Below are 18,295 nucleotides of genomic sequence, written 5' to 3'. Positions count from 1 at the left end.
CGGGAAAAAAGATGAGATAGGAGATGGATCACGTTGTCGGTTCGGGTTTGGATGGCAGGATGAGGGAGCGCTCGGTCCAGTATTCCTCGAGCGCGCTGGCCAGCTGGTTGATCGGGATATCCTGACTGGCACCGATGTCGAAATTGTCCAGGCCCATCGAAGCGTACAGGTTGGCATAGGCATTCTGGACGTCCGAGTAAGCGACGTCGTAGCGGATCTCGGAGAGCACGAAATTCAGTTCTTCCCGTACCAGTTGCTGCTGGCTGATGGCACGTGCCTTGAACGCGCTCTGGGCCTGCGCCAGCAGGCGTTGCTGGACCGTCTGCGCGCGGCGTGCGGTGCCAAGTTCATCAGCCAGGTACAGGAACCTGGAGCGGGCAACGTAAATCTGCGTCATGATTGCCATGGTCAGCGCTAGATCGCGTTGCTCCAATGCAGCAGATTCGGCCTCGATCGCACGTTTTGTCTTTGGATAGCGAAATGCTTCCAGCAGGTTCCACGTGAGCCGGGAGCTGAAGTTGACCCATTGCTTGTTGTATAAAAAATCGTTGCTGTCCGCATTCAGACCCAGGACGCCCCGCACCGAAGGCATGGCGCGCAGGAACGCCACGTCCAGCTCACCCTTGACGATGCGTTGACGGTAGGCCGATTCGCGAATTTCCGAGCGGTAGCGCAGGCCGGTAAGCACCATTGCATCGGCTGAGCCAGGCAGCTCGGGAACAACATCGTTTCGATCCGGCAAGACGAGGCGGTACGTGGTGTCCGGGATCAGGTTCATCAGTGCGGCCAGCTGGCTCTTGGCCATCGACAGTTCGCGCTGCAGCCGCTGGACTTCGCCGGTGACCTGGATCAGCTCGCGCTGGTAACCGAGCACCACACCAGGCGACGCGATCCGCCGCTGTTCGATTTCTTCGGCCTGCCGCATTGCGCGTGCCGTCATGACCTGCAGCTCCGCCAGCTTTTTCGACGTGCGATCGGTACTGACGGCGCGCCAGTACGCGGTCCTGACATCTTCCAGGATGCGATTCATGACCTTGCGCCGGCGTTCGACGGAAATCATCCGCTCATCGACCTGCTGGCGCTGACGCACGCGCGCCAGTCCGTAGTCCAGCATGTCCCAGCTGAGCGCCAGATCCCCGCTGATACTGGTGCGTTCGCTCGATGTGGAGGGTTCGAGCGATTCGCGACCGGTGAGCAGCGACTTGCTGCGTGAGCCGGCATCGTTATTGCGTGCGGCCCCATTCATCCCTGCGACCAGTGTCGGCAACATGTCGGCGCTGCGCGCTTCGAGTTGCCGCTCGCGCATGACGATTTCGGCCAGTTCGATCTTCTGGTCGAGGTTGTATTTCAGGGCCCGTGCCATCGCGTCGTACAACGAAACTTGGCCGTCGATCTTGTCCTCCGACTCGATCTGGTCGCGCAGCCGCTGGTTCAGTTCCACCGCAATGGCATTCGTATCGATGGGCTTGTTTGGCGATGCGCAGCCCAGCAGCCCACCGCCGCTGAGCGCGATCAGCTTGGCCATGCAGCCGCGCCGGGACCGGCTGGCCAGTGACTGTGTTCGGTCCGATAGAAGCGAGCGGGGCGTCGGCATGATGAAGTCTGATGAAATTGATGGGTCAGGACTGGCGCAGAGCGCTTCGGAGGGCTTCGACTTCGCGGCTGCGAAGCTGCAGGGCATCGAGCAATTGTTGTTGCACGCTCGCCGCGGCCGCCGTTTCAGGGCTTTGTACAATCGGCAAATCGGCCTCGGCGGTCGCCACCGTCGTCGGCGTTTCGGTAGCGTTCTCGGATTCGCCCATGTCCCGGGCAGTGCTGGTCGCAGCCGGTGCATCGGCCCCTTGCGCGTTCCCCATCCAGTCGACTTGCAGAGGGGCCCGATAATCGGCCCCCAGGTCTCCCACGATGGTGCCGATCGGTCGGTCCGAGGCGTCGATCTGCGAAGGCCTGCCCAGCGCCTGCACGGCGCCGACCGCTTCGGCGAGGGGGCGGTCGACGCTGATATCGGCAGACATGCCAAGTGTCTGGACCGCATTGATCGCTTGCAGCAACACGGTATCGACAGCCCCTGCGCGGTATTGCGCTCCATCGGCTGGCTCAGCCGGTCCGTTGTTCTGCGCGCCGATTGCCGCCAACAATGGCGCCTGCATCATGGGCTCGTCAGAAACAGGTGCACCAGGCGCGGGGGCCACCGGAGCAGCCTGGCCGGCAATGGGGGTGACGGGCGCAGGTTCTGCTGAAACGGGCGCTGTGCCCACTGGTGGCGTGGGTGTCGTCTCGGGCGCAGGCTCTGGCTCTGGCGGCACGGGAGTCGGCTCAGTTGGCACGGGCCCAGGCGGTGTCGGTTCGACTGGCGCCGGATCGACGGGCACAGGCTCGGCAGGCGTCGGCGGCACTGGCACCGGGTCAACCGGCGCTGGCTCGGTGGGCGTGGGTTCAACGGGTGCTGGCTCAACGGGTATCGGTTCGATCGGCGCCTGCTCCACCGGTACGGGGGCGACCGGTGCCGGTTCAACTGGGGTTGGCTCGGTCGGCACTGGCTCGGCGGGGGGGGGCTCGATCGGCGCCGGATCCACCGGTAAGGGGTCGACCGGCGTCGGATCAATGGGGGCTGGTTGGGCTGGCACCGGCTCGCGCGGCGTCGGCTCAACAGGTACAGGGTTAACTGGCGCAGGCTGGGTGGGCACTGGCGCAACCGGGGGCGGCGCCACCGGAGTCGGTTCGATTGGTCGAGGGTCGACTGGCACGGGGGTAACCGGTGCCGGCGCAACTGGTCCCGGCTCAACTGGAGCCGGCTCGACAGGTGCCGGTTCAACGGGAGCAGGCGTGGCAGGGGCGGGCTCGACTGGCGCTGGTTGTGTTGGTGCCGCCGAGGCAGGCTCGACCGTCCAGACAAACATGGTGCTGACGTTGCCGCCGTTGCCGTCGGCAGCGCTGAGCGTCACGCTGTAGCTGCCCGGGGTGCTCGGCGTTCCGGTGACCTGGCCGGTGGCCGGATCGAGGCTGAGCCCTGGGGGCAGGCCGGTGGATGAATAACTTAGCGTATCGCCATCGACATCGGCGAAGGCAGCTGCGGCATCGAAAGTGACGGCGGTGCCGGCAGTGCTGTCGCGATCGGCGACCGGCGCTGCGCCCGGCGCGTCGTTGACGGCAGTGATGGTGAGCGACACGGTGGCGCTGCTGACGGCGCCGTCGGCGTCGGTGACGCGGTAAGTAAAGCTGTCGCTGCCGTTGTAGTTGGCGTCGGGCGTGTAACTGAAGCTGCCGTCGCCGTTCAGTACCAGCACGCCGTGTTGCGGACCTTGCACGGGCACCGTGTCGACGGTCAGGGCATCGCGGTCGGCATCGCTGTCGTTGGCCAGCACGTTGCCATTGATGACGCCATCTTCGCTGCCGGTTGCATTGTCGGCGGCGGCAGCTGGTGCGACGTTGGCGACCGTGAGCGTAAAGGCCTGGCTGGCCAGACCGCCGCGGCCGTCGCTGGCGCTGACCGTGATGGTGTAGACGCCGCCGGGCGCGGCGCTGGAGGCGCTCGATGCGAGGGTGCCAGTGATGACGCCGGTCGCCGTATCGATCGCCAGGCCGGCCGGCAGGCCGCTGGCACTGAAGACGAGGGTGTCGCCGTCGCCATCGCGGAACACGCCTGCGGTGGCGATCGACACTGACTGGGCGTCGTTGGCCGTCTCGGTCGACAGCGTGCCAACGGTGGTGGGACCGTTGTTCGGTGCCGCTTCCACGGTCCAGGTGAAGGTGGTGCTGACGTTGCCGCCGTTGCCGTCGGCAGCGCTGAGCGTCACGCTGTAGCTGCCCGGGGTGCTCGGCGTTCCGGTGACCTGGCCGGTGGCCGGATCGAGGCTGAGCCCTGGGGGCAGGCCGGTGGATGAATAGCTCAGCGTATCGCCATCGACATCGGCGAAGGCAGCTGCGGCATCGAAAGTGACGGCGGTGCCGGCAGTGCTGTCGCGATCGGCGACCGGCGCGGCGCCCGGCGCGTCGTTGACGGCAGTGATGGTGAGCGACACGGTGGCGCTGCTGACGGCGCCGTCGGCGTCGGTGACGCGGTAAGTAAAGCTGTCGCTGCCGTTGTAGTTGGCGTCGGGCGTGTAACTGAAGCTGCCGTCGCCGTTCAGTACCAGCACGCCGTGTTGCGGACCTTGCACGGGCACCGTGTCGACGGTCAGCGCATCGCGGTCGGCATCGCTGTCGTTGGCCAGCACGTTGCCATTGATGACGCCATCTTCGCTGCCGGTTGCATTGTCGGCGGCAGCGATGGGCGCCACGTTGGCGACCGTCAGCGTAAAGGCCTGGCTGGCCAGACCGCCGCGGCCATCGCTGGCGCTGACCGTGATGGTGTAGACGCCGCCGGGCGCGGCGCTGGAGGCGCTCGATGCGAGGGTGCCGGTGATGACGCCGGTACCGGCATCGATGGCCAGGCCGGCCGGCAGGCCGCTGGCACTGAAGACGAGGGTATCGCCGTCGCCATCGCGGAACACGCCTGCGGTGGCGATCGACACCGACTGGGCGTCGTTGGCCGTCTCGGTCGACAGCGTGCCGACGGTGGTGGGACCGTTGTTCGCTGCCGCTTCCACGGTCCAGGTGAAGGTGGTGCTGACGTTGCCGCCGTTGCCGTCGGCAGCGCTGAGCGTCACGCTGTAGCTGCCCGGGGTGGTCGGCGCTCCGGTGACCTGGCCGGTGGCCGGATCGAGGCTGAGCCCTGGGGGCAGGCCGGTGGATGAATAGCTCAGCGTATCGCCATCGACATCCGAGAAGGCAACTGCGGCATCGAACGTGACGGTGGTGCCGGTAGTGCTGTCGCGATCGGCGACCGGCGCGGCGCCCGGCGCGTCGTTGACGGCAGTGATGGTGAGCGACACGGTGGCGCTGCTGACGGCGCCGTCGGCGTCGGTGACGCGGTAAGTAAAGCTGTCGCTGCCGTTGTAATTGGCGTCGGGCGTGTAGCTGAAGCTGCCGTCGCCGTTCAGTACCAGCACGCCGTGTTGCGGACCTTGCACGGGCACCGTGTCGACGGTCAGCGCATCGCGATCGGCATCGCTGTCGTTGGCCAGCACGTTGCCATTGATGACGCCATCTTCGCTGCCGGTGGCGCTGTCGGCGGCAGCGATGGGCGCCACGTTGGCGACCGTGAGCGTAAAGGCCTGGCTGGCCAGACCGCCGCGGCCGTCGCTGGCGCTGACCGTGATGGTGTAGACGCCGCCGGGCGCGGCGCTGGAGGCGCTCGATGCGAGGGTGCCGGTGATGACGCCGGTGGCCGTATCGATCGCCAGGCCGGCCGGCAGGCCGCTGGCACTGAAGACGAGGGTGTCGCCGTCGGCATCGCGGAACACGCCTGCGGTGGCGATCGACACCGACTGGGCGTCGTTGGCCGTCTCGGTCGACAGCGTGCCAACGGTGGTGGGACCGTTGTTCGGTGGTGCTTCCACGGTCCAGGTGAAGGTGGTGCTGACGTTGCCGCCGTTGCCGTCGGCAGCGCTGAGCGTCACGCTGTAGCTGCCCGGGGTGGTCGGCGCTCCGGTGACCTGGCCGGTGGCCGGATCGAGGCTGAGCCCTGGGGGCAGGCCGGTGGATGAATAGCTCAGCGTATCGCCATCGACATCCGAGAAGGCAGCTGCGGCATCGAACGTGACGGTGGTGCCGGTAGTGCTGTCGCGATCGGCGACCGGCGCGGCGCCCGGCGCGTCGTTGACGGCAGTGATGGTGAGCGACACGGTGGCGCTGCTGACGGCGCCGTCGGCGTCGGTGACGCGGTAAGTAAAGCTGTCGCTGCCGTTGTAATTGGCGTCGGGCGTGTAGCTGAAGCTGCCGTCGCCGTTCAGTACCAGCACGCCGTGTTGCGGACCTTGCACGGGCACCGTGTCGACGGTCAGCGCATCGCGGTCGGCATCGCTGTCGTTGGCCAGCACGTTGCCATTGATGACGCCATCTTCGCTGCCGGTTGCATTGTCGGCGGCAGCAGCTGGTGCGACGTTGGCGACCGTGAGCGTAAAGGCCTGGCTGGCCAGACCGCCGCGGCCATCGCTGGCGCTGACCGTGATGGTGTAGACGCCGCCGGGCGCGGCGCTGGAGGCGCCCGAGCCGAGGGTGCCGGTGATGACGCCGGTGGCCGTATCGATCGCCAGGCCGGCCGGCAGGCCGCTCGCACTGAAGACGAGGGTGTCGCCGTCTGCGTCGGCAAAGCTTGCAGAGAGGTCGAGCGCAATGACCGCGCCATCGTCGTGCGCGATGTCCGCCAGCGATGTGCCCGTGGGGGCATGGTTTGGCGCTGCTTCGATGGTAAGGGTCACAGTGGCGGTCTCGGTCGTGCCGTTACTCGTAACCGTGTAGGTAAATGTGTCAGTGCCCGTAAATCCTGCGGTCGGGGTGTAGACCGCGTTACCCTGGCCATCGAGCGTGAGCGTGCCGTGGCCCGGCGTCTGGAAGGCGGTGACGGTGCGTCCCGCATGTTCGAAGCTGTCGTTGAGCAAAACATTGAAGCCGACCGGCTGGCCTGCGACTGCGACGACATGATCGTCGACAATGTCCGCCACTGCGGCGATCCCGATCGGGAGCGTGGCTGCCAGCCCCAGGGTCTGGCCCAGTTCCCCCAGAGAGACGGTCAGCGTCAGGGGGCCGTTATAGTCAGCCCCGGGCAGCAACTGCAACTGCTCGAGCGCTGCCTGCAGATTGGCAGCCGTGCCGGACATGCGGATCAGGCTATCGTCCACGCCGTCGCCCTGGCTGATGTTGACGCCGGCATGCTGTTCCAGTGTGAGCAGCCCGCCCGGCACTGACAGCTCGATTTCCAGTACCTGACCATCGACATCACCGATCTCGATACGCGTACCGAGCAGCGAGGCAAAGATCAGCGGCGTGTCTTCCGCAAATATGGGAATCGTGGGCAAGTGCAGTGATGGCAGATCGGCGACTGCCGCCACCGTGACGGTGATATTGCCGGTGGCGTTGGCGCCGTCGGCGTCGCGCACGATGTAGGTGATGCTGTCGAGCCCGTTGTAATTGGCGTCCGGGGTATAGCTCAGTGCGCCGTCGGGCGCAATCGTGACGGTGCCGTGAAGTGCAGTGGCGGCGATGACGCTCAGGTCGTCGCCGTCGACATCGCTGGCGTTGAGCAGCGCTTCGATGCGCAGGTTGCTGTCTTCCTGGCCGACCGCCACGCCCGCGATGGCGCTCGGTGCGGGATTGACGACTGTGATGGAGAGCGTGGCAGTGGCACTCAGACCGCCGTCATCGGTGGCAGTGATGACCACACTGTAGGGGCCATCTTGCCAAGCGTGGCCATCAAGCCTGCCCGTGATCAAGCCGGTCACGGCATCGATCGACAACCCGGCTGGCAGCCCGGTGGCCGAAAAGCGCAGGGTGTCGCCGAGATCGGCGTCGATGAACCCGGCCGCTACGGACGCCGCCACGATGGCCTTGTCCTGGGTGCTGATGCCGCCAAGTGCCGCGGCCAGGGTGGGGGCCTGATTCGTGCCGACGGTGACCGACACCGTCTCGGTCTCGGTCACGCCGCCCGCGCTGACCGTGACGATGAAGCTGTCGCTGCCGCGATAGCCCGCGTCCGGTGTATAGATCACCGATCCACCGGGACCAGCGATGACGGTGCCGTGCGCGGCGGCGCCGACCGATGCGATCGTAGCGGCGCCCTCGAAGAGGTCGTTGGCCAGCGGGTAGAGCGTCACCGGCGTGAGCACGCCGGTGACGACGTTGTCGTCGACGGCGTCGGTCACCGCACCCAGGCTGATCGGGATGCTGGCGGCGCGGCTGGCCTGGCCATCGCCGGCGGCCAGGCTCAGGGTGGCGCTGCCGTTGTAGTCGGCGTCGGGCGTGAAGCGCAGTCCGTCCAGCGCCCCGTTGATCGCCGTCGCCGTGCCGCTGAAGACCAGCGTGCCGTCGCTCGTACCGTCGCCGGTGGTGAACTGCAGGCCGGCGGTGGAGGCCAGCGTGAGCGTGCCGTGCGTGACCGCGAGCGTGGCGGTGAGCGTGCCGCCGTCGGGGTCGGTCACCGTCAAGGCCGTGCCGTTGGCCGCCGAAAACAGCAGGGGCTGGTCTTCGCCGGAACTGGCGGAGACCGGAACCGTCACTGTTGGTGGCGTGTTCGGCACCACGACGTTGATGGAGACTGTAGCCGTCTCCGTGGTGGTGCCGCTGTTGACTGTGTAGGTGAAGCTGTCGCTGCCGGTATAGCCTGGCGCCGGCGTGTAGGTGACCACGTTTCCAGACAGCGTGACGCTGCCGTGCGCAGGCTGCGTCGTGCTACCGACCGCAGCGCTGCTGCGCTCGAAATTGTCATTGGCCATCACGTTGATCGCGATCGGCTGGTCGCGCAGCGTGCTGGCGCTGTCGGCGACGATGTCCGCGACCGGCGTGATGTTCAACCCGATATTGATGGGCGCCGAGATGCTGAGGATGCCGAGCAGTGACTGCTTTACCGCCAGGCGCAGCGTATCGCTTCCGTTGTAGTCGGGGTCGCCGTTGTAGGTCAGGCTGGACAGCACGCGGTTGATGGCGGTGACGCTGCCGGTCAGGGTCACCGCCGTATCCTGGTTGCCGTCACCCCCCGTGACGGCGACGCCCGCGAGCGGCGCGAAGCTGAGCGATCCATGTTGCACCGACAGCTCGACGCTGGTGGAGGTCGACAGCATATTGGTCAGCGTGAGCTGCAGGAGTGAGCTGCCCGTGAACGCCAGGGTGGAGTCTTCCGGTACCGCGAGCGGCGTGTTGAGGTTCAGGCCAACATTGACGGACAGCGTGTTCAAGAGTCCCACCCAGGCGCCGCCATTGAGCGTCGAGGTTTCGATGGCGCCGCTTTGCTTCTCGAGCAGCCAGTCGCCACCAAGGCTTGCCGCACCGGTCGCATCGTCCGAGGCGGCCAGATCGGCATCGAGCAGGAAAGCCAGTTTTTCCATGCCGGCGATGGCCACATCCGACGACGCGACCTCGCAGCCGTAGAGCAGAATGTCGGCACCGGCGGCCAGGTGCGTGCCCAGCGTTGCCAGTGCGGCGGCGTGGTCGTTGCCTGCGGTCGCCAGGTCGAGCCTGGTGCTGCCGAGCATGATCGCGCCCTGATCGCCGTGGGTCACCAGGTGAATGGCCCGCACGTCATGCTGGCCAGCCAGCGCTTCATTGACCTGGGCCAGGCCATCACGTGTAGGATCGAGCAGCACCACTGTCGCGTCGGCCGGAACCTGGGCGAGCAGGTCGGACAATCCGGGCAGGCTTCCATCAATAAACACCCATGCCGTTTGCCCCGGCGCAGCGGGTGAGCTCGAGAAGGGCCCGGCCTGGGGTTCGAGCGCCAGGTCAGCGTGCGGCTCAGTTTGCGACGACGCGTCCTGTTGGGCGTCAACTTGCGCCATGTTCGCCTGCTCCGTCGCCATGCCAACGGCATCCATCACCATGGCGCCGTCCAGCATCATGCGGGGTTCAAGGGCAATGCGTTGCTTTTTCGCTTTCGGACTTGCACGCATAATTCCTCCCGAGAACAATCAATTCTGTTGCTAGCAAAAAATATCCGTGTGGAAATACTAGCATCCGGTAAAAACGGCAGCAACTAATAGTTATTCGCAGCGAGTGAGATTTACACCACAAGTACAAAACGTTATCCGTGGCTGCTTCTTCAATACAACTGAGCTGCTGCCCAGCTAGCGTGAGGTTCGCGGCGATGAATACTGCTTTCCTCCAGAGCAATGCCCCCGCAGGATTGCCGATTCCCTGATGGACGTGCGCAAAAGACAGCAACCGGCGGAATGATCTTTGTCGGGGAGATCCAGGGCTGGAATGCGTGGCTCCCTGACTGGACGCCCGAGGACGCCTCAGTACAGTGCGTGACCACCTTTGCCGGCGGCAGCAACGACTTCGATCAGCGCCGCCTTGGACAACGGCTTTTCCATGCCGATGACGTCCGCCGGCAAGTTCGACAGGCCGATCAGATCGGCAGAGATCAGGATGCAGCGCAGCTCTGGCTGCAGTGCTCGGGCAAGTGTGATCAAGGTGGTGCCTTTCATACCCGGCATGTTCTGGTCGGTGACCAGCACGTCGACGTGCGCCGTTTCGCACAACGTAATGGCGTCGACGCCGCTGCCTGCCGAGCTGACCTGATACCCACTCGACTTCAGGTAGCGTTCGAGGATGTAGCGCACAAGTTCATTGTCATCCACGACGAGGACATGGATCATCACTGCCTCCAGTAGTTCATTGCATTGCGTGGTGCGGCAGGCGCATTCCGGGCAGGGATGCACGCGCCGCCGGCCCGATCAGGTGGTGGCAAGTCGCAGCGCGCCAGCGGCGGGGCGGGGGTGCGACTGCCGCTGCGCAGTCATGTCTTCCTGCTGGAATCGGAACCTGGTGACCAGGCGACCGAGGTACTCGGCCTGTTCGCGCATGGCGACGGCCGCTGCGGCAGATTCCTCGACCAGCGCAGCGTTTTGCTGCGTCATGCTGTCCATCTGGCTGACGGCCTCGTTGATTTGCACGATGCCTGCGCCCTGTTCACGGCTGGCGTCGGCGATCGTGCCGATGACCTGCGCCACACGGGTCACGCCGCCAACGATTTCCTGCATCGATGCGCCGGCCTTGTCGACCAGCGCGCTGCCCTGGCGGACCTTGTCCGCCGAGTCGTCGATCAGGGCCTTGATTTGCCTGGCCGCGCTTGCCGAGCGCTGGGCCAGGTTCCTGACCTCGCCCGCAACGACGGCGAACCCGCGGCCCTGCTCGCCGGCCCTTGCCGCCTCGACGGCGGCGTTGAGCGAGAGAATGTTCGTCTGGAAGGCAATACCGTCGATCACGTTGATGATCTCGGCAATGCGCGTGGATGCCTGGGCGATCGCCTCCATGGTCGCGACCACGTCACCGACAATCTGGCCACCTTCGCGCGCGGTACTGGCAGCGGCGTCGGCAAGCTGGCGAACATGGGCAGCGCTTTCGGCATTCTGCTGTACCGTACTGGTCAGTTGCTCCATGGACGACGCGGCTTCTTCCAGGGAACTGGCCTGCGCCTCGGTGCGTGCCGACAGGTCCATATTGCCGCTCTCAATCTCGCGCGACGCCGTCGCGATGGCGTCTGAACTGTGCTTGACGTCGCCGATGGCAGCGGTCAGTTTTGCACTCATCAGGCTCAGTGCCCGCTGCAGCTGCGCGACCTCGTCACTGCCGTCGGCGTCGATCCGCGCCGTCAGATCGCCGCTTGCAACGGCATCGGCCAGTGTGATCGACGCTTCCAGGCCCGCCACCATCTGGCGCGCGAGCCAGTAACCGGCCAGCGCGATCGCCAGCGTGGTGGCGACGGCGATGCCGATCGCGGTGAGAAAGGCAGTGTGCCTGGTCGACGCGGCGCTGACGCTCGCATCGTGGGCCAGCGCGACATTGTAATTGCGCTGGGCATTCAGACTGTTTTCGGCGTCGTCGATCGTGGCCTGGATCAACATCTGCGTGGCGCGTGCCGCCTCGGCGTCTCCGGTGGACGAGGACGCGAGAACATCGGCATTTGCGTTGAAATAACGTTCCAGGGCAGCCTTGCTCTTGTTCGTCATGTTGCGATCGGTATCGTTGGAAACATCCTTGAGGAGGTACACCGACAGGGCGTCTGCCTGGTTCTTCTTCAACGCTGCGATTTGATCCGCAAGCCGCGACTTTTCTTCAGGGACCTCGGCGGCAATGTGGCGCCACGTGAGGATGCGCGTCTTGTACAGGTCCGCGAGCACTGAGTCCAGACGCTCGATGCTAGGTAGAGAATTCGTGCTCGCATAACTTGCCGCATCGAACACCTTGTCGATCTGGCGCACGCCGATGGTGCCCAGCGACGCCAGCCCCAGCACCGCGCCGGCAATCAAAAGATACAGCTTCTTGGCAAAAGTCATCGTATTTCCTTGTCATCGTATTGGCGTTGCGTTGCCCGCGGTCATCTTGTGGCAGGCGAGCATCGTGGCGACGGCTTGCGGCACACGGGTCCCGGCAATGGGAGGCCGTTCGTGCGCGCTGTCTCCGTGCATCGGTCAGGCAAGGAGCGTTGTCCTGGTCGGGGACCAGGCTGAAGGAACTTGGCGGAAGCAGGCACACGGCACCGAGCATGCAGCGGACGATACAGCAACCGATGCGCCCGTTCCATCGTCGGGATGTCGACATCCTGTCGCAATCTGCTTGACTTGTCGTACTGATTGCCAAGTGGAAAAATACTTGCATACCTTGAATGGCCAGCTAATCAGGATTGCAGCACGATGCCTACCTTTCGATCCTCTGTTCCGAGCGCATTGTCCGTAACGGCCGTGTGCGCGCCCCGCTGCGCGTGCCCGCGCGTCGCCGACCATGCGCAGCGTCCACGTATGACCTCAACGTCATGCCGCGTTCGCTCGCCACACCGCCGCCATGGCGCAGGCCTGTGCCGATGAGCCTCGACCTGTTGTATTCCCTCCGAAATCGCCTTCTGCGCATGCCGGGACGCGCCAACCGGAGCTGGCTGTGGCCACTCTGCTTCGTCCTCACGCTCGCGCTGTCGACGGCGTTGTCGCATTCGCTGATCGACGCCCTGCATCGCGAGCAGGCGCTCCTCATGGGATCGGCCAGGGTCGAGCGGGAACTGCATGAAATACTTCAGCTGACGGTCGACGCGGAGACCGCGACCCGCGGTTTCCTGCTCACGCAAGACCCCGATTTCCTCACGCCGCTGACGCAGTCATTGCCGCGGCTCGGGCGCTCGCTCGAGACGCTGCGGACCCTCACGCCGATCGCAGCAGGGAAAGCCGATGGTACCTTCGCCATCCTGGAGCACAAGGTGCGCCAGCGACTGGCGAACGCGCTGGCGGCAAAGGCGAACGCCGAGGCAGGCAAGCCGTTGCGGCTCGATCGCCTGCGCGCTTCCAGGCAGTTACAGGACGACATACGGTCCCTGGTCGGGCAATTGAGCAAGAAGGAACAGGCGCTGCGCAAGGCCAGCACGGAACGCGCTGCGGTGCTGGCCGGTGAAATCAAGGCAGCGAACCTGCTGTCGGCCCTCGTGCTTGCGGTCCTCGGTGTCATGTGGTGGCGCGCCCGGCGCCGTCTGCAAGATACCCAGGACAACTACCGCAGCCTGTTCTCGAGCGCGGCCAGCGGCATGGCGCTCATCGGCGACGACGGACGCATCGTGGAGGCGAACCGGAGTTTCGCAGCAATGCTGGGCCGTGCGGATGGCGAGCTGACGGGCACGGACTTCGTGCTGGTCGAGGCTGCCGGAGAGCGCGGCTACGTGACCGACGCGCTGCACGCGCTGGTCAAGGGGGACCGGGACGTGGTGCGTGGCGAGCGCCTCTACCTGCGCCCGGACTGCGGCGAAGTATGGCTCCGTTCGACCATGTCGCGCGCCCGGGATGCCGCGCATGGTCGGCCACAGGTGTTGCTGATCGCCGAAGATGTCACGCAGCGGGTGCGCAGCGACGAACTGCTGCGCCGCTCTTCCGTATTGCTGAGTAACGCCGGTCGGATGGCGGCCATCGACGGCTGGTTCCTGGCGTTGCCGTCCGGAGCGCTGCAGCTGGGCGCCTACATGAAGCAGCGCCTGCGCCTGGGGGACAAGGCAGCCGGGGCATTCCTGGCGCGTCTGGACGGGCGCTCGCGCAGGACGCTGCTCGCTGCGCTGTCGCGCTGCCGGCGTGCCGGCCGTGCCATTGACGTCGAGATCGATCTCGTCGGCGGCGACGCCGCCCCCATGGTCTTGCGGGTACTCGGCCAGGCCGCGCGCGGGCCGCAAGGCCTGGTCGGCGTCGAGGGCGCGGTCCAGGACATCACCGAACAGCGGCGCGTCCAGCGCAAGCTGCGCAAGAGCGAGCAGCGCTTCCGCGCCGCCGCGCAGGTCAGTAACGACGGCATCTGGGACTGGGATATCGCGGCCGGCACGATGTGGCGCAGCAGCAGTATCGCCATGCTGGTCGGTCTCGGAGAACAGGAGCTGGGGGCCGGCATCGAGGCGTGGCAGCGCCTGATTCACCCTGACGACCTGGACAGGGTGCGCGAAGCCTTCACGCCGGTCATGGAGGGCAGGGCCGACGAGTTGACAGCTGAATACCGGGTGCGGCGCGTCGACGGCAGCTATGCCTGGGTGCAGGACAATGCCCGCGTGCTGCGCGACGAGAGCGGTGCGATCGTGCGCATGGTGGGCGGCATTCGCGACCTGACCGAGCGCCGTCGCATCCAGGCGGCGATGATGGGGATGGCGGCCAGCGTGCCGAGCGGCGATGCGCGCGCCTACTTCCAGGTTCTCCTTCAGCACCTGGTGCAGGCGCTCGGCGCCGACGGCGGGGCGATTGCGCGGCCAGACATGGACCGGCCCGGCTACCTGCGCACGATCGCCTGCCAGGTCGACGGCCGCGAGCTCGACGTCATGGACTATGCGCTCACGGGTTCTCCCTGCGCCACGCTGATGACGCAGGACGAATGCGTCGTGTTGGACGACATCGCCGGTCAATGTCCCGAAGCGGGCGGCCTGCCGGGGCTGGTGGCGCGCGGCTATGCAGGGCGCCGGCTGACCGCTGCGGACGACCACATGCTTGGCGTGATGTTCCTGCTGTTTCGCGAGCCGATCGTGGAGCGCGAGGTGCTGGGCGCCGTGCTGCGGGTCTTCGCGACCCGCGCGGCGGCCGAAATGGAACGCCTGGACGCTGCCGGCCGGATGCAGGAACAGGCCGCACTGCTGGACCACGCACGCGAGGCCATCACCGTTCTCGGCCTGGACCTCGTGTTGCGCTTCTGGAACTGCGGCGCCGAATCGATGTACGGCATGCCGGCCGGCGAGGCCGTGGGCAGTCCGGTGTTGTCCTGCTACCTGGACCAGGACGTCCCGCGCGCCGCGCTTGCTGCCATCCTCGCGGACGGCGAATGGCGCGGCGAAAGCAAACAGCTGCGCCGCGGCGGCGACATCCTGACGGTCGACGAGAGCTGGACCCTGGTGCGCGGTGCGGACGGCAGACCGGACGTCATCCTGAAGGTTGGCAGCGACGTTACGGAAAAGCGCGCCACGGAGGAGCAGGTCCGGCGCCTTGCCTATTACGACACCCTGACCGGGCTGCCGAACCGCCGCCTGCTCATGGACAGGTTGGCGCAACTGCGCCTGCGCAGCGCGCGCCAGGGCCGTTGCGGGGCGCTGCTGTTCATCGACATGGACAATTTCAAGCGCCTGAACGACGAGCACGGCCACGATGCCGGCGACGAATTCCTGCGCCAGACGGCAGGCAGGCTGACGGCGTGTGTGCGCGCCAACGACACCGTCGCCCGGCTGGGCGGCGACGAATTCGTGGTGCTGCTCGACGGCCTGGACGCCGATCCGCAGGTCGCGTCGCAACAGGCCTACGCGGTTGGCGCGAACATCGTCGGCGCGTTCCGCCAGCCGGTCGACATCGGCCCTGTCGCACACCGCTCCACCGCCAGCGTGGGCGTGGTCGTGGTCTGCGACGACCGGAAGCCGGTCGACGAGCTGCTGCGGCGCGCGGACCAGGCGATGTACCGGGCCAAGAACGGCGGGCGCAACGGTGTGATGGTCGACAGTGGCGCGGCCGGTGATGCGCAGATGTCCCCGGGCGAGGATCTCGCACTTGCGCTGAGAGAAGGGCAGGTCCGGCTGGCGCTGCGTGCCGAAGTCGACGCGGCCGGCCGGGAGAATGGTGCGGCAGTGACGCTGTGCTGGCCCGGTCCCTCGGGCCCGCAGATCGCGGGCGGCGAGCTGCTGGCGCTGGCCGAGCGATGCGGCCTCATGCCGGTCGTTGAAACGTGGCTCCTCGAACGCTGCGCGGCCATCCTGGCGCACTGGAGCGCCACGCCGGCGCGCGCGGGCTTCCGCCTGGCCCTGCCGCTTGCGCGCCACCAGTTGCGCGACCCCCTGTTCTGCGCCCGCCTGCTCGCGGTGCTCGCCGCGCACGGTTGCCGAGCCGACCGTCTCGTGCTGGAACTGGCGCAGGCCGGGTTCGAAGGGAGCACGGCAAGCGCGAACGTCGAGGCGCTGCGGACGGCGGGCGTGCGCGTGGTGCTGGCCGATTTCGGCCTGGACGCCTCGTCGTTTGGCCTGCTGCGCAGGCTGGCGCTGGACGGTGTCTGCCTCGACCCGCGCCTCGTGCGTGGTTCAACCGGCTCGATCGTGGACGCGGTGCTGATGCGGTCGATGCTGGGGCTGGCCGATAGCCTGGGACTGTCTGTGGTGGCCGAGGGCGTTGCCGAACACGAGCAGCAGGCGCTGCTGACCGCAGCCGGCTGCCGCCAGCTGCGTGGACCGCTGTTCGGGACGATGGAAGTCCATGCGCCACAAGGCGACCCGGGCCTACCACCCGTTGCGCGGTGCGCGGACGACAGCGTCGAGCTGGCGCCATGAGTATTGGCCCACCGAAGCAGCGCACGGCTTGCCGCGACCCGGCCGGCGTATCGATGCGCTGGGACTGGCGTCCGGCGCACGGCGAGATCCGTTGCGGCACGACTTCCGATGCGGCCCTGGCGCGCTTTGCTGCCGGTGTCGAGACCCTCGACGCCTGGATCGGGCGCGTCGCCCTGGACGATCGCGAACGGCTGCAGGCGGGCCTGCGCGCGTGCGCGGCGCAGACCGCGGGCCACTGGCAGGCGTTCTATCTGCTGCATGTGGATGGGGAGGCGCCGCTGCATGTCCTGCACGAGGTATTCGCGGTGACGGCGCAGGACGGGACCGTGCGCGTGGTGGGCAGCGTCAGGACAGTGAACGATCAGGGGTTTTCGCATGGCTTGTCGGGCCTGCTCGACAGCGCCGCCGATGCGATCATCGTCTGCGACATACGCCAGCGCGCGCTGTATTGCAACCGCGCCGCGACGACCCGTTACGGCTGGCGCGCCGCCGATGTCGTCGGACGGTCGTTGCGCGAGCACATCTGCCGGGATACGCCCGAGCACGAGTTCGCGACAGCGGTGCGTACGCTGATGCGGCTGGGGGAGTTCGCCGGAAGAATGACGCACACGCAACAGGATGGGGCGGCGCTGGCCATGCATTCCCGTTGGATACTTGTGCGTAATTGCCACGGCATCCCCTGTCTGATCCTGTCGATCTCGACCGATTTACATGACCGGGCCGACATCGACGAGCGGTTGCTGCATGCGCAGAAGCTCGAGGCGCTCGGGGCGCTGACCGGTGGCATCGCGCACGACTTCAACAACCTGCTGACTGTGATCATCGGAAATGCCGACGAACTGGCCGAAGAAATGCGGGAGCGCGGCGATCTCGCCGAACTGGCTTTCATGATCCAGAGCGCCGGCCAGCGCGGCGCCGAGTTGACGCAGCGCCTGCTCGCGTTCGCCCGCAGCCAGGCGCTCGAGCCGGAACTGGTCGATGTCGCCGTGGTCCTGGACGCCATCGAACCGATGCTGCGCCGCAGCCTGCAGGAAAACATCCGTCTTCGCATCGATGTTGACCGGGATGCATGCCGCGTCTTTGTCGACCGCGGGCAGTTCGAGACCTCGTTGCTCAATCTGTGCATCAATGCGCGCGACGCGATGCCGCTTGGCGGCGAGCTGGCCATCCACGCAGCAATGTCCACGGTCGGTGCCGACGTCGCGGCCTTCGAGGGCCTGCCGGCCAGTGGTGACTACATCGTCGTGACCGTCAGCGATGACGGCGCCGGCATCCCGGCGGACGTGCTGGCGATGGTATTCGATCCATTCTTCACGACCAAGCGTGGCGGTAGCGGGCTCGGCCTGAGCATGGTCTATGGTTTCGCGCGGCAGTCGCAGGGTCATGTCACGGTCGCTTCGGAAACCGGATGCGGCACGGTGGTCACGCTCTACCTGCCATGCGCCACCGGCACGCCCGCCACGCCCGCGCAGGCGGCCCCGCTGTGCCAGCGGTTCGTGCGTTCAGTACTCGTGGTGGAGGATGATCCGAACCTGCGCGCCCACCTGCGCATGCTGATCGAAGCGCTCGGCAATACCGCGACGGCGGCCGCGGATGGCGAAGAGGCGTTGATCCTGCTGCAGTCCGGACTGCACTTCGATATCTTGCTGACCGACATCATGATGCCAGGAATGAGCGGCGTCGAGCTGGCGCACGAAGCACGCCGGCTGCGACCCGCCTTGCGCGTCCTGCTGAGCTCCGGCTATGTGCTGGAGGGTTTTGATAACGCTGAGCAGTGGCCTTCTGGAACGAAAATGCTGCGTAAACCTTACGGAAAGGCCGAGCTGCACCGTGCGCTGGACGATGCGTGAGCCTTGCAATGCCGTGTCGTCCGGCGCGGCATTGCGCGGGTTCCCGCTAATGCAGATGGCCATGCACGCCGGCGCCGGCCCCATCGCCGGTGGTGCGCCACGA

At 66.5% G+C, this 18,295-nt stretch carries 6 protein-coding genes; 2 read left to right on the top strand and 4 right to left on the bottom strand.

Going from position 1 to position 18,295, the window contains the following annotated elements:
* Window positions 1–28: 28 nt before the first annotated feature.
* The 4 genes from AC56LV_RS08550 to AC56LV_RS08535 form a co-directional block, all read right to left on the bottom strand.
* Window positions 29–1,525, bottom strand: a complete 1,497-nt coding sequence (locus AC56LV_RS08550; protein WP_499556954.1) for a TolC family protein — start codon at window positions 1,523–1,525, stop codon at window positions 29–31.
* 94 nt (window positions 1,526–1,619) lie between these two features.
* Window positions 1,620–9,482, bottom strand: a complete 7,863-nt coding sequence (locus AC56LV_RS08545) for an Ig-like domain-containing protein (RefSeq protein WP_499556953.1) — start codon at window positions 9,480–9,482, stop codon at window positions 1,620–1,622.
* Window positions 9,483–9,827: 345 nt separating this feature from the next.
* The gene (locus tag AC56LV_RS08540; protein ID WP_499556952.1) at window positions 9,828–10,190 is read right to left on the bottom strand and encodes a response regulator; all 363 of its coding nucleotides are present in this window, start codon (window positions 10,188–10,190) and stop codon (window positions 9,828–9,830) included.
* Between the two features lie 78 nt (window positions 10,191–10,268).
* Complete coding sequence (locus AC56LV_RS08535; RefSeq protein ID WP_499556951.1) at window positions 10,269–11,870, bottom strand: methyl-accepting chemotaxis protein; 1,602 nt, start codon at window positions 11,868–11,870, stop codon at window positions 10,269–10,271.
* Between the two features lie 524 nt (window positions 11,871–12,394).
* Between AC56LV_RS08535 and AC56LV_RS08530 the strand changes: the two genes are divergently transcribed.
* Complete coding sequence (locus tag AC56LV_RS08530) at window positions 12,395–16,342, top strand: diguanylate cyclase domain-containing protein (protein WP_499556950.1); 3,948 nt, start codon at window positions 12,395–12,397, stop codon at window positions 16,340–16,342.
* A gap of 53 nt (window positions 16,343–16,395) precedes the next feature.
* Window positions 16,396–18,192 carry an ATP-binding protein gene (locus tag AC56LV_RS08525; RefSeq protein WP_499556949.1) on the top strand — a complete coding sequence of 599 codons (1,797 nt, stop codon included), beginning with the start codon at window positions 16,396–16,398 and terminating at the stop codon, window positions 18,190–18,192.
* Window positions 18,193–18,295: the final 103 nt, after the last annotated feature.

The organism is Telluria sp. RB2R28 (genome assembly GCF_059685835.1).
Note: the sequence above shows the minus strand (reverse complement) of the source record. Positions and strands in the feature narration are given on the sequence as shown.